9 protein-coding genes and 1 riboswitch are annotated in these 12868 nt (G+C 74.6%); of the genes, 3 read left to right on the plus strand and 6 right to left on the minus strand.

Annotation, left to right across the window (positions count from 1 at the left end):
- Nucleotides 1-28 precede the first annotated feature (28 nt).
- From cobN to JS756_RS08315, 5 genes are all read right to left on the minus strand, one after another.
- Complete coding sequence (gene cobN / locus JS756_RS08295; protein ID WP_205382350.1) at nucleotides 29-3679, minus strand: cobaltochelatase subunit CobN; 3651 nt, start codon at nucleotides 3677-3679, stop codon at nucleotides 29-31.
- Nucleotides 3676-5184 carry a cobyric acid synthase gene (locus JS756_RS08300; protein ID WP_205382351.1) on the minus strand — a complete coding sequence of 503 codons (1509 nt, stop codon included), beginning with the start codon at nucleotides 5182-5184 and terminating at the stop codon, nucleotides 3676-3678. Before JS756_RS08300 ends, cobN begins: the two co-directional genes overlap by 4 nt.
- Nucleotides 5181-6122 (minus strand): cobalamin biosynthesis protein, encoded by a 942-nt coding sequence (locus JS756_RS08305; RefSeq protein ID WP_205382352.1) that lies wholly within the window; start codon nucleotides 6120-6122, stop codon nucleotides 5181-5183. Before JS756_RS08305 ends, JS756_RS08300 begins: the two co-directional genes overlap by 4 nt.
- Nucleotides 6123-6231: 109 nt before the next feature.
- A riboswitch (cobalamin riboswitch) is annotated at nucleotides 6232-6370 on the minus strand.
- A gap of 472 nt (nucleotides 6371-6842) precedes the next feature.
- Nucleotides 6843-7064, minus strand: a complete 222-nt coding sequence (locus tag JS756_RS08310; protein ID WP_205382353.1) for a hypothetical protein — start codon at nucleotides 7062-7064, stop codon at nucleotides 6843-6845.
- A gap of 43 nt (nucleotides 7065-7107) precedes the next feature.
- A complete protein-coding gene (locus JS756_RS08315; protein WP_205382354.1) occupies nucleotides 7108-8352 on the minus strand; it encodes an inorganic phosphate transporter in 1245 nt (414 codons plus the stop codon).
- Nucleotides 8353-8795: 443 nt separating this feature from the next.
- Here JS756_RS08315 and JS756_RS08320 point away from each other — a divergent pair, with 443 nt between their 5' ends.
- The 3 genes from JS756_RS08320 to JS756_RS08330 all read left to right on the plus strand — a co-directional run bounded on the left by JS756_RS08320 (nucleotide 8796) and on the right by JS756_RS08330 (nucleotide 12444).
- Nucleotides 8796-9494, plus strand: coding sequence for a class II aldolase/adducin family protein (locus tag JS756_RS08320; RefSeq protein ID WP_205382355.1), 699 nt, complete (start codon nucleotides 8796-8798; stop codon nucleotides 9492-9494).
- Between the two features lie 64 nt (nucleotides 9495-9558).
- Nucleotides 9559-10689, plus strand: a complete 1131-nt coding sequence (locus tag JS756_RS08325; protein ID WP_205382356.1) for an alpha/beta hydrolase — start codon at nucleotides 9559-9561, stop codon at nucleotides 10687-10689.
- 225 nt (nucleotides 10690-10914) lie between these two features.
- A complete protein-coding gene (locus JS756_RS08330) occupies nucleotides 10915-12444 on the plus strand; it encodes a hypothetical protein (RefSeq protein WP_205382357.1) in 1530 nt (509 codons plus the stop codon).
- Nucleotide 12445: 1 nt separating this feature from the next.
- Here the strand turns inward: JS756_RS08330 and JS756_RS08335 are convergent, their stop codons facing one another.
- Nucleotides 12446-12862, minus strand: a complete 417-nt coding sequence (locus JS756_RS08335) for a VOC family protein (RefSeq protein WP_205382358.1) — start codon at nucleotides 12860-12862, stop codon at nucleotides 12446-12448.
- Nucleotides 12863-12868 lie beyond the last annotated feature (6 nt).

The raw sequence follows: 12868 nt of genomic DNA on the forward strand, positions 1-12868 counted from the left end.
CCCGGCGCCGCGAAGGTCAGGAGGCGGATCATCCGTCCCCCTCCAGGTCTCCCTCGAGTTCGAGGTAGGTCGCCCGGAGCCGGTCCAGGGTCTCCTGATCCGGCTCAGCCCACAGGCCGCGGTCCGCCGCTTCCAGCAGGCGCTCGGTGATCCCCCGCAGCGCCCACGGGTTGGACTTCCGCATGAAGTCCTGGTTCTCGGGCGAGAAGACGTACTCCGCGCTCAGCTTCTCGTACATCCAGTCGTCGACCACGCCGGCCGTCGCGTCGTACCCGAACAGGTAGTCCACGGTGGCCGCCATCTCGAAGGCACCCTTGTAGCCGTGCCGCCGCATGGCCTCCATCCAGCGCGGATTGACGACCCGGGCCCGGAACACCCGGTGCGTCTCCTCGCCCAGCGTCCGCGTCCGCACCTGGTCGGGCACCGCCGAATCCCCCACGTACGCCTCGGGGTTGGCTCCGGTCAGATGCCGCACCATCGCGACCATGCCGCCGTGGTACTGGAAGTAGTCGTCCGCATCGGCGATGTCGTGCTCCCTGGTGTCGACGTTCTTCGCCGCCACCGCGATCCGCCGGAACGCCGTCTCCATGTCGCCCCGCGCCGCCCGTCCGTCCAGCCCGCGGCCGTAGGCGTAGCCGCCCCAGACGGCGTACACCTCCGCGAGGTCGGCGTCCGACCGCCAGTTGCGGGCGTCGATCAGCGGCAGCAGACCCGCGCCGTAGGCACCCGGCTTGGAGCCGAAGATCCGGGCCGTCGCCCGGCGCCGGTCGCCGTGCTCGGCGGTGTCCTCGTCGGCGTGGGCCTTCACGAAGTTCGCGTCGGCCGGCTCGTCCAGTTCGGCCACCGCCCGCACCGCGTCGTCGAGCAGACCGACCACGTGCGGGAACGCGTCCCGGAAGAACCCGGAGATCCGCACGGTCACGTCGATGCGGGGCCGCCCCAGCTCCTCCGGGGGGATCACCTCGAACCCGGTCACCCGCCGCGACGCGTCGTCCCACACCGGCCGGCACCCCAGCAGCGCCAGGATCTCGGCGATGTCGTCGCCCTGTGTCCGCATGGCCGACGTCCCCCACACCGTCAGCCCGACCGACTGCGGATACTCGCCCGTGTCCTGCAGGTACCGCTGCACCAGCGAGTCGGCGAGCGACTGCCCGACCTCCCAGCTCAGACGCGACGGGATCGCCTTGGGGTCGACGGAGTAGAAGTTCCGCCCGGTCGGCAGGACGTTGACGAGCCCGCGGGTCGGCGAACCCGAGGGCCCGGCCGGGACGTAACCCCCGCGCAGCGCCCGCAGGATGTGCCCGATCTCGTCGCTGGTCCGGGCCAGCCGGGGCACGACCTCGGTGCACGCGAACTCCAGCACGGCCACGGCGTCGGGGAGTTCGACCCCGAGCACCTCGCGCACCAGCGGCGCCGCCTCCGCCACCGCCCAGGCGCGCTCCTCCATCCCCTCCGCGATCCGCCGGCACAGCTGCTCCAGCAGGTCGACGGCGTCGGAGGCCGTGCGCGAGGGACCCGCGACCAGGTCCGTGAGCTCCACCGGCACCTTCACCGGAGCCCCCGGTTCGGCCAGCAACTCCTTCTCGACCAGTCCGAAGTGAGCGGCGAGGGCCGCCCGCAGCCCCGGCAGGGCGTCAGCCTGCCCGCCCCACACCTGGGAGGCCCGCAGCACGGCCAGTACCAGGTTCACGCGGGGCCCGCCGACCGGCCCGCCGCCCAGGACGTGCAGTCCGTCCCGGATCTGCACGTCCTTGATCTCGCACAGATAGCCGTCGATGTGCATGACGAACTCGTCGAACGCGTCGTCGTCCGGCTGCTCGTCGACATGCAGGTCGTGGTGGAGTTCGGCAGCCCGCACCAGGGTCCAGATCTGGCTGCGGACCGCCGGCGCCTTCCCCGGATCCAGGTCGCTGACGAGCGCGTACTCGTCCAGCAACTGCTCCAGCTTCGCCAGGTCCCCGTAGGTGTCGGCGCGCGCCATCGGAGGCACCAGATGGTCCACGACCGTCGCGTGCCCGCGCCGCTTGGCCTGCGTGCCCTCACCGGGGTCGTTGACGATGAACGGATAGACCAGCGGCAGGTCTCCGAGGACCGCGTCCGGAGCGCACCCCCCGCTCAGGCCGAGGCCCTTGCCCGGCAGCCACTCCATCGTGCCGTGCTTGCCCATGTGGACGACCGCGTCGGCGCCGAAGGAGTTCTCCAGCCACCGGTAGGCGGCCATGTAGTGGTGCGACGGCGGCATGTCCGGGTCGTGGTAGATCGCGATCGGGTTCTCCCCGAAGCCGCGCGGCGGCTGGATCATGACCACGACGTTCCCGAAGCGCAGCGAGGCGAGCACGATGTCGTCGCCGTCCACGTACAGGCTGCCCGGCGGCTCGCCCCACGCCTCCACCATCGCCTCGCGCAGCTCGGGGTCGAGCGTGCCGAACCAGGCCCGGTAGTCGGCGAGCGGCACCCGCGCGGGCGCGGCGGCCAGCTGTTCCTCGGTCAGCCACTCCACGTCGTGGCCGCCGGCCCCGATGAGCCGGTGGATCAGTTCGTCCCCGTTGTCGGGGTGCCCTTCGACGAGGTACCCGGCGTCCCGCAGCGCGTCCAGCACGCGTACCGCCGAGGCGGGCGTGTCGAGGCCGACGGCGTTTCCGACGCGCGAGTGCTTCGTCGGGTAGGCGGTGAAGACGAGCGCGACGCGCTTCTGCGCGTTCGGCTTGTGCCGCAGCCGGGCGTGGCGCACGGCGATCCCGGCGACCCGTGCGGCGCGCCCGGGGTCGGCCCGGTAGACCGGTACGTCGTCCGGGCCCTGCTCCTTGAAGGAGAACGGCACGGTGATCAGGCGCCCGTCGAACTCGGGGATCGCGACCTGCATCGCCGCGTCCATCGGGGACAGGGCGGCGTCCGAGGCGTCCCAGGCGGCCCGCGAGGACGTGAGGCACAGGCCCTGCAGCACCGGCACGTCGAGGTCGGCCAGCGCCCCGATGTCCCAGGCCTCCTCGTCGCCTCCTGCCGAGGCCTGCGAGGCGTGTGTGCCGCCGGCCGCCAGGACCGTGGCGACCAGAGCGTCCGCCCGGCCGAGGATCTCGTACAGCCCGGCGTCCGCGCCGCGCAGCGAACCGCAGTACACGGGAAGGACGTTGGCACCCTGCGCCTCGATCGCGTCGCACAGGGTGTCGACGAAGGCGGTGTTGCCGCTCAGCTCGTGCGCCCGGTAGAAGAGCACGCCGACGGTGGGCCGGCCCTCCCGCAGGGGGCGGTCGCCGTGCACCCCGTATTCCGGCATCCGCCGGGGCGCGGCGAAGCCCTCGCCGGTCAGCAGCACGGTGTCGGACAGGAAACGGGCCAGCTCGGTCAGGTTCGCCGGACCGCCCTCGACGAGGTACTTCAGCGCCTCCGCGACCACACCGGCGGGCACGCTCGACTCGGCCATCAGCTCCGCGTCCGGCACGGCCTCGCCGCCGAGCAGCACGGTCGGGACGCCGGAGGCCTTCAACGCGGCCAGCCCGTCCTCCCAGGCCCGCTTGCCGCCCAGCAGCCGTACGACGGCGATGCCTGCGCCGTCGACCAGCGCGGGGAGTTCCTCCGCGACGTCCACGCGCGTGGGATTGCCGATCCGGTACGGCGCACCCGAGGCGCGAGCCGCCAGCAGGTCCGTGTCGGCGGTCGACAACAACAACACTGTGCTCATGCGGGCGCTCCCGGTGGAATGAAAGGCAGTCCTTGCGGCGCGCCCGACTCGATGAGCCGCCACAGCGCGTCCGTGTCCGCGTGCTGTTCGATCAGGTCGCCGAGCCGGTCGAGCTGCTCCTCGCGCAGCGCGGCGAAGGAGGTGCCCGGTGCCGGCACGAACCGGCGGCCGGCGGCCGCGGCGACCTCGCGCAGGAAGGCGCGCCGGAACCCGTCCGACTCCAGCGAGCCGTGCCAGTGGGTGCCCCAGGTCTGGCCGACCCGGCAGCCGTCCAGGAAGGGCGTCCCGCTGTGCACCTCGGCCACCCCGTGGTGGATCTCGTACCCGGCGACCTGCTCGCCGAGGGCCTCGCCGACGGGCCGGGCGAGGGTCTTGCCCGGCGCGAACTCGACCCGCACGGGCAGGATCCCGAGCCCTTCGACCCGGCCTCGCCGGCTCTCCACGTCGTCCTCGATGTGTTCGGCGAGGATCTGGAAGCCGCCGCAGATGCCCAGGAGGGGGCGGTGCTCGGCGGCCCTGCGCCGGATCGCCGCCGCGAGGCCGCGCTCGTGCAGCCAGTCCAGCGCGCGGACGGTCCCGCGGGTCCCGGGCACCACCACCAGGTCCGCGTCCGCCAGTTCCTCGGGCCGGTCCACGAATCGCACCACCACGCCCGGTTCGGCGGCGAGCGCGTCGACATCCGTGAAGTTCGACATCAGGGGGATCGCGCAGACGGCGACGCGCAGCACGTCCTCGCCGACGGGCGCGGAGACCCGCGACTCGCGGACCGTGCCGCGCAGCGACACCCTCAGCCCGTCCTCCTCGTCGATGCCGAGGCCGTGCCGGAACGGCAGCACGCCGTACGTGCCCCGGCCGGTGAGGCCGCGGAGCATGTCCAGCCCGGGCTCCAGCAAGGACACGTCGCCGCGGAACTTGTTGACGAGGAAGCCCGCGACCAGCTCCTGGTCCTCGGGTGACAGCAGCGCGACGGTGCCGAAGAAGGACGCGAAGACGCCGCCGCGGTCGATGTCCCCGACCACGAGGACGGGCAGCCGGGCCGCGCGGGCGACGCCCATGTTGACGATGTCGGTCCGCCGCAGATTGATCTCGGCGGGCGAACCGGCCCCCTCACAGATCACCGCGTCATACGTGCCCCGCAACTCGGTCAGGCACTCCAGCACCGTTCCCAGCAGCTTCTGCTGCCGCCCCCCGTGGTAGCCGCGGGCGCTCAGCTCGCCCACGGGCCGGCCCAGCAGCACGACCTGGCTGCTCTGTTCCCCGCCCGGCTTGAGCAGCACGGGGTTCATCAGCGCGGTCGGCTCGACCCGGCATGCCTGCGCCTGCATGGCCTGCGCCCGGCCGATCTCGGCCCCTTCGTGCGTCACGAAGGAGTTGAGGGACATGTTCTGCGCCTTGAACGGCGCGACCTTGACGCCCTGCCGCACCAGCCAGCGGCAGATCCCGGCGGTGACGACGCTCTTGCCGGCGTCGGAGGTGGTACCGGCGACGAGGAGACCGCCGTTCATGAGCTGTGTCCCTTCACGATGAGGCGCGCGGCGGCGCCGGCGCCGAGCGCGAGCCAGCCGATCCGCCGGGAGAGGCGTACGGCACGGTCGATGTCGTTCAGGCGGACGGCGCGTCCCGGCGCGTTCAGGACGGGCCGGTGCTCCACGCGCCCCCCGTACGACAGCGTCCCGCCGAGCCGCACGCCGAGTGCGCCGGCGAAGGAGGCCTCCACGGGACCGGCGTTGGGGCTCGGGTGCCCCAAGGCGTCGGTGCGCCAGGCCCGGACGGCACCCCGAGGATCGGGACCGGCCAGCGCGGCGAGTGCGGCGGTCAGCCGGGCGCCCGGCCACCCGGCGACGTCGTCGAGCCGGGCGGAGGCCCAGCCGTAGCGGCGGTAGCGGGGGGAGCGGTGGCCCACCATGGCGTCAAGGGTGTTGACGGCCCGGAACCCGAGCAGCCCCGGCACTCCGGCGGCGGCGCCCCACACCAGCGCGCCCACCACGGCGTCGGAGGTGTTCTCGGCCACGGACTCCACGACCGCGCGGGCGATCCCGTCGGCGTCCAGGGCCTGCGGGTCCCGGCCGCACAGGTGGGGCAGCCGCCGGCGGGCCGCCTCGACGTCCCCGCTCGCGAGGGCCGCCCCGACGGCCCGTGCCTCGCGGGCCAGGGACGTGCCGCCGACGACGGACCAGGTGGCGACCGCGGTCAGTGCGACGGAGGCGGCGGGGGAGCGGCGCACGGCGCGCGCGGCGACGGCACCCAGCGCGACGGCGCCCCCGGCGCACACGGCGGTGTGCAGTACTCCCCGGCCGCGGTGGTCGCGGTACAGGGCGCGTTCGACGGCAGCCGCGCCACGCCCGAACGCGGCGACGGGGTGCCCGCGGCGCGGGTCGCCGAGAATCAGGTCGCCGAGAAGGCCGGCGGCGGCGCCGTACGCGAAGACGCGTTCGGCACGCATGGGCTCAGCCGGCCGCGGGGCACGGGGCAGGGGTGAGCCTGGTACTGGACCTCGATCGGCAGCCGAGCATGGCGATATGTGTCCTCACTCAGGGTGTCCGCGCCCTGGTTCGACGAGACCGGCGGTGAGAGTTCCTGGCTCCCGGGGTTCGCACCCCGGTGACAGTGGCGGGACCGCGCCGGATTCGCACCGGCTTCCTCTCCTGCCGCCGTACATGGCTCCGGAAGTCCACCACGGCCTCCGAAGGGCCGTCAACTTGCCGTTGACCTGCGCGGGGGGAGTGTGCAGAAGCCCACACCCCGGCGTGGCGAGCGCCCCGCGCGCGGTGGCACGTGCCCGGCACGCCGGGTGGCCGCCCGGGCGGGGCGGGCGGCGGTGGGCGCGCCGGGCAGGGCGCGCCCGGCGGCGGGTGGTGAAAGGGGCGACGGGCGGGGTGCTCCGGTGTGCCTGCCCGTCGCACGGCACATTCCCGTCGGCGGGCGGTGCGTGCCGGGGCGCGGGCTTCCGGGGCCGTCGGGCTGTCGGAGCACTTCGGACACCGCATCCGCGCCGACGGTCCCCGTGCCGGGCCGGGTTCGCACCGGCCGGGCGCGGGGAGCGTGGGGACGTGGGCCGTGGGGGCGGACGACGACGTCCGCCCTGCCCGGCCCGCGGGTGGGGCGGGCCCGACAGGGCGGACGGAGAGGCCGGACGGGAGGCCGGGCGGAGCGGCCCGGCCGGTCAGGCCACGATCAGATGGATGCCGTACGCCACGGCCGCCGCGCACGCCGCGAAGCACACGTACGCGCCGGTGGCCGCGAGGGCCGCCGAACCGCCCCGGGCCGTGGCCCGTTCGCGGAGGGAGAGGCCCACGACGCCGAGGGTGAACACGCCCACGAGGGCCACGGTCACCACGAGGCTGACGCCGAAGACGGAACCGAGTGCCGCCCAGTCGATCTTCATGCTGTTGCTTCCTTGAGTGGTGGAGTGCCTGGGTGGGCGCGGCTCAGACCGCGGCCGGCGGAGCCGCCGGGGCGGACTCTGCGGTCGTGGGGGCGGGGACGGTGGCCGACAGGTCCTCGGTCACCGGCACGGACGCCGGGGGCGGGGTCACGGCGGCGATGGCGGTGGTCACCACGCCGGCCGGCTCCTCGGCGTCGTTGACGTTGCTGTGGTTGACGACCTCGCGGCGCGAGAGCTTCCAGATCGCGGCGCTGGAGCTGACGAGGAACACGGCGACCACGGCGGTGCCCCAGTCACCCAGACCGGTGACCTTCTCGGCGAGCGCGCCGACCAGGGCGGCGGCCGGAAGGGTCAGCGCCCAGGCCACGATCATGCGGGTCGCGGTCGACCAGCGCACCACACCGCCCTTGCGGCCCAGGCCCGCACCCATCACCGAGCCGGAGACGACGTGCGTGGTGGACAGCGAGAAGCCCAGGTGGGAGGAGGCCAGGATGGCCGTGGCCGCGCTGGTCTGGGCGGCGAAGCCCTGCTGCGGCGCCAGTTCGGTGAGGCCCTTGCCCATGGTGCGGATGATGCGCCAGCCGCCGATGTAGGTGCCGAGCGCGATGGCCAGGCCGGCGGAGAGGATCACCCAGGTGGGAGGGTCGGAGTCGGGCGCGATGGAGCCGCCGGCGACCAGAGCGAGGGTGATGATGCCCATCGTCTTCTGCGCGTCGTTGGTGCCGTGCGCCAGGGAGACCAGGCCGGCGGAGGCGATCTGGCCGGCGCGGTAGCCCTTCTCGGCCGCCTTGCCCTCGGCCTTCTTGCCGACGGTGTACGACAAGCGGGTCGCGAACAGTGCAGCGAGGCCGGCCACGATCGGCGCGGCGACGGCCGGCAGGAGCACCTTGGTGACGAGCACACCGTTGTGGACGGCGCCGAAGCCGGCCGAGGCGACGGTGGCGCCGATGAGGCCGCCCATCAGGGCGTGCGAGGAACTGGAGGGCAGGCCCACCAGCCAGGTCAGCAGGTTCCAGAGGATCGCGCCGACCAGGGCGGCGAAGATGACCTCGGGACGGATGCCGGTCTCGTCGACGAGACCCTTGGAGATCGTGTTGGCGACCTCGACGGAGAGAAAAGCGCCGACAAGGTTCAGTACGGCGGACATGGCCACCGCGACCTTGGGCTTGAGAGCACCGGTGGAGATGGTCGTGGCCATCGCGTTGGCGGTGTCGTGGAAACCGTTCGTGAAATCGAACGCGAGAGCGGTGACGACCACTATCGCGAGGATCAGCGAGAAGCTTTCCATTTACCCAGGCAATCGTTCGAAGTCATTGGCTGGACGAACGTAGGTAACCCGGGTGAACGGAAGGTGAACTGGGGCCGGATTCGCGGTGTCTCCAAGAGGGGGTGGAGGCTCCGTTCCGGAGCGGCGTTCCAGGCGCCGCACGGCCGAGGGTCGCGGGCGGGCCCGCGCGGCGCGTCGCCGGAGGCCTCGAAGAGATCCTGGTCACCCCGCCCCGCGTCCCCGTCACCCCGCCCGGCGCCCCGTCGTCCTGCCCCGGCGCCTCGTCCCCACGGCGCACTCCGGCATATGCGCCGGGGTGCGCCGGGAGGCTGCGTCGGTGTGCGGCGTGCGGCCGGACCCGGCCCACCCCGCAGGGCGTCCCCCGGCGGCCGGTGGCGGGAGCCACCCGAGCCGGACGCCCCGGTCCGGCGACGCGCGGCGGACCGGGCTGGCAGGATCGCGGCATGGCCGAGGAGCAGAGGGACGGGCAGGGCGCGCAGGACGCCGCAGCGGGCGCGTGCGAGGCGGAGGCGCGCGCCTGGGAGGCGCTCGTCGCCACCGCGCGCCGCACCGTCTCCGACGGGCTGGTCGTCGGCACCTCCGGCAACGTCTCCGTGCGCGTCGGCGACGTGGTGCTGGTCACGCCCTCGGGTGTGCCCTACGACCGGCTCACCCCGGGCGACCTCACCGGGGTCGACCTCGACGGCCGTCAGGTGCGCGGCACGCTCACCCCGACCAGCGAGCTGCCCCTGCACCTCGCCCTCCACCGCCGCACCGACGCCCGCGCCGTCGTGCACACCCACGCCGTGCACGCGACCGCCGTCTCCCTGCTCGTGCCGGAACTGCCGCTCGTGCACTACATGGCCGCCGCCCTCGGCGGTCCCGTCCGGGTCGCGCCCTACGCCACCTACGGCACCCAGGAGCTGGCCGACGGCACGCTGCACGCCCTCGCCGACCGCACCGCCTGCCTCCTCCAGAACCACGGCACGGTCGCCCACGGGGCCACACTCGACCAGGCCTACGACCGCACGGCCCAGCTGGAGTGGATGTGCCGGCTGTGGCTGACGGCCTCCTCGGTCCCCGGCCGCACGCCCCACCTGCTGACGCCGGAGGACCTCGCGGCGACGGCCGAGAAACTGCGGGGGTACGGGCAGCGCGGGTGAGGGGGCGTCACCCGGGGCCGCCTCTCCACTGGCCGGAGGCCGGACGGGCCACGACACTGGATCCGTGCGCACTGCCACAGCGACGGCCGCCGCTGCCGTCACCGCCGTGATGGGTGCCGGGGCCGCCGCCGTGGCCGCCGGCCGGCTCGCCAGCGACGCCGCCCTCAGGGCGTCGCCCGGACGGCCGCTGCCCACCGAGCCACGGCTGACCGTGCACGCCGCGGGCGCCGACCGGATCACGCTCACCCGGGACCTGGCCTCCCTGCGGCCCGGCACCTACGGACTCACCGCCGACCACGCCCACGCGATCGTCGGCCGGGTGCTCACGGACGCCGATCACCCCGCGGACACCGTGGTGCGCCGCCTCGACCGCGTGACCCACGGCACCCTCGCCCCCGGCGACCGGGTGCGGCTCACCCCCACCCTGCACATCGGCGACCCGCGGGCCGCCCTGGGCCTGCACCACGCCGACGTCGAGATCCCCGGCGAACTCGGCCCGCTGCCCGCCTGGTTCGTCCCGGGCGCCCGGGACACCTGGGTCATCGCCGTGCACGGCCTGGGCACCACGCGGGAACAGGCCATGAACCTCATGGCCTTCCTGCACCGCCTGCGCCTCCCGGTACTCGCCCTCGCCTACCGCGGCGACCTCGGCGCGCCCCGCTCCCCGGACGGCCTGAACCACCTCGGTGACAGCGAGTGGCGCGACCTGGACGCGGCGATCCGCCACGCCGAGAGCCAGGACGCCCGCCGCGTGGTCCTGCTCGGCTGGTCCACCGGTGCCACCATGGCATTGCGCGCCGCCGCGCACTCCGGCCTGCGGAACAGGATCTCCGGGCTGGTGCTGGACTCCCCGGTGCTCAGCTGGGAGGCGACGCTGCGTGCCCTGGCCGCGGCCCGGCACACCCCCGGCCCGCTGCTCCCGCTCGCGGTCCGCGCCGCCCAGGGCCGCACCGGACTGCACGCCGACCGCACCGACGAGGCCGCCGACCCCGGCCGGCTCTCCGTGCCGACCCTGATCGTCCACGGCCCCGGCGACACCGTGGCCCCCTGGGGCTACTCCCGCCGGCTCGCGGCCCGCCGTCCCGACCTCGTCACCCTGCGCGTCGTCCCGCACGCCTCGCACTCCGCCATGTGGAACGAGGATCCGGCCGGCTACGAGGAGGGCCTGCGCCGCTTCCTGACCCCGTTGATGTGACGCCCCCGTGACGTCCGTCCGGGACCCGCGGCCGCCCCCTGATCCGAGCCGGTCAACCTCATTCCGCTTACGATCCCGCCCGGCCTCCCTCCCGGCTCCGGTCCAGCCCGGACCGCTGGCCGATTCCCGCCTTCCGGACCCCCGGCCGCTTCCGTCGGCCATCCCCGTCGCCCCCTCGTGACGTTCCGTTTGGGTTTTCGGACCGTCAACCGGAAGACTGCACCCGTGACGTCCCGTATCCCGCGCGACTCCAGGCTTCGACTCGTCCGCCCGCGACCCCTGGCCGCCGTCCCCAGAGCCGTGAATCAGCGGCACCCGCGCCGCCGAGCGCCCCGGCCGCCCGAGGGCACGCCGGCTCCCGCGGAGCTGGCCGGAATGGCACGCTCCGGACTGGCCGGCGCGGTGCGCGTCGCCCGCTGGGCCGACGCCGCCCTCGGCCCCGGCCGGAACGGCGCCACCGCCGACGGCAAGGCCACCCTCTCCGAGGCGACCGCAGAACGGGCCGCCGAGCAACTCGGTCTGACCACGGCTCAGGTCCGCGCCGACTGGGACACCGCCCGCCTGGCCGGCCTCGTCGAGGTGCACGGCGACAGTGCCCGCCCCGGTTGGCGGCTGCGTGCCTGGGACCGCGACGACAGCGCCGTGCTGCGCGGCTGGGTCGCCCTCTTCGACGCCTGGTCGCTCGCCCACCCCGAACCGGCCGAGCACGAGCCCGCCGGCGTCGCCGAGGTCGTCTCGGCGATGCCGCAGGTGCTCTCCTTCCTCCAGCTGTCCGCCGGTCCCGTTCCCGTCGAGCAGCTCCTGGACCTCCTGCGTCAGCGGGTCACCGAACTGCGCACCGAGCGCTGCGAGGTCCTCTACGACCCCCAGCCAGGCCCGGCGGCGCCCGCCGCCCTCGCCGTAGCGGCCCCCGGGGGACCCGCGCCCGGCGCGGCGGACCGGGAGCCCGCCCCCGAGGCCGCGCCGACGGTCCCCCCGACCGCCTCTTTTCCCGCCCCCGCCGACGTCGCGGACGCGGCGGAGCCCGCGGCCGGTGCCGCGCTGGCGCCGCTGCTGGACTGGGCGCTGGGCGCGCTCGCCTCCGTGGGTGCCCTGACCTACGGCGACGGGCAGGCCACGCTCACGCCGCTGGGCAGCTGGGCGGTCTGGGTCAAGCTGGAGCAGATCTGCGTCGCCGCGCAGAGCCCCGCGGGCAACATCGAGCAGTCGGCCGAGGACATGCTCCGCGGCTGTGCCCAACTGCGCCCCAATGCTGCCCGGGCCGAGTACCGCGCCTGGCTCGCCGCCCGCCCCGTCGGCAGCGCGGTCACCGAGCTCCTGGACGCCGCCCGCGGTGAGGACGCCCTGCTGCGGGGCCTCGCCTTCGAGGCGCTCCGCGTGGTCGGGGCCCCCGCCGAGCCCGACGTGCACGCCGCCCTCGGCGAGCCCACCCTGAGGCCCTACGCCCTGCTGTGGCTCGCCGAGCACGACGGAGTCGACCCCGAGGACGCGCACGAGGCGCTCACCCGCGAGGAGGCCACCTGGCTGTGGGTCGACACCGCCGCGGCCGTCGCCGACCACGGCGAGGCGCCGATGCTGGTGCGCCATCTGGAGTCCGCGCTCCAGCCGACCGTCCCCGCGCTGCTGAACGAGGTGCGCGCCGTCGGCCACCCCCGGACCGTGCAGGTCCTGGTCGCGCTCGCCGCGGCCCACCCGGACCCGGCGCTGGCCAAGGCCGTGCGGCGCGCGGCCTTCCAGGTGCACACGGGAGGGTGAGTCAGGCGGACGTCGTCCCGGGGACGTACGTCCCGAAGCTCCAGACGTTGCCCTCGACGTCTCGGGCCATGTAGTCCCGCGATCCGTAGTCCTGGTCCGTCGGGGGCATCAGGATCTCCGCGCCGTGCTCCACGGCCCGCCGGTGGTGTGCGTCGACGTCGTCCACCACGACGTACACCCCGGCGGTGCCCGCGTCCTTCATCGCCGTGTCGAAGACCCCGCCGCGGCCCTTGGAGCCGAGCATCACCACGCCGTCGCCCTGCGCCAGCTCGGCGTGCGTCACCGAGCCGTCCTCCGCCTCGAGCACCATCAGTTCCGTGAACCCGAAGGCCTGAGTCAGCTGCCGGACCGCCGCCTTCGCGTCCGTGTACAGCAGCGTCGGGCTGATGCCCGCACGTCGGCCGTTCGCGCCTGCCATAGCCAT

The sequence above is a fragment of the Streptomyces actuosus genome (assembly GCF_016921115.1).
Lineage (GTDB): Bacteria > Actinomycetota > Actinomycetes > Streptomycetales > Streptomycetaceae > Streptomyces > Streptomyces actuosus_A.

What these genes read in the sequence shown, in the direction of transcription:
- JS756_RS08335 (WP_205382358.1), bottom strand. Translation starts at nt 12,862, where the DNA reads ATGGCAGGCGCGAACGGCCGACGTGCGGGCATCAGCCCGACGCTGCTG.
- JS756_RS08305 (WP_205382352.1), bottom strand. Translation starts at nt 6,122, where the DNA reads ATGCGTGCCGAACGCGTCTTCGCGTACGGCGCCGCCGCCGGCCTTCTC.
- JS756_RS08300 (WP_205382351.1), bottom strand. Translation starts at nt 5,184, where the DNA reads ATGAACGGCGGTCTCCTCGTCGCCGGTACCACCTCCGACGCCGGCAAG.
- JS756_RS08315 (WP_205382354.1), bottom strand. Translation starts at nt 8,352, where the DNA reads ATGGAAAGCTTCTCGCTGATCCTCGCGATAGTGGTCGTCACCGCTCTC.
- JS756_RS08320 (WP_205382355.1), top strand. Translation starts at nt 8,796, where the DNA reads ATGGCCGAGGAGCAGAGGGACGGGCAGGGCGCGCAGGACGCCGCAGCG.
- JS756_RS08310 (WP_205382353.1), bottom strand. Translation starts at nt 7,064, where the DNA reads ATGAAGATCGACTGGGCGGCACTCGGTTCCGTCTTCGGCGTCAGCCTC.
- cobN (WP_205382350.1), bottom strand. Translation starts at nt 3,679, where the DNA reads ATGAGCACAGTGTTGTTGTTGTCGACCGCCGACACGGACCTGCTGGCG.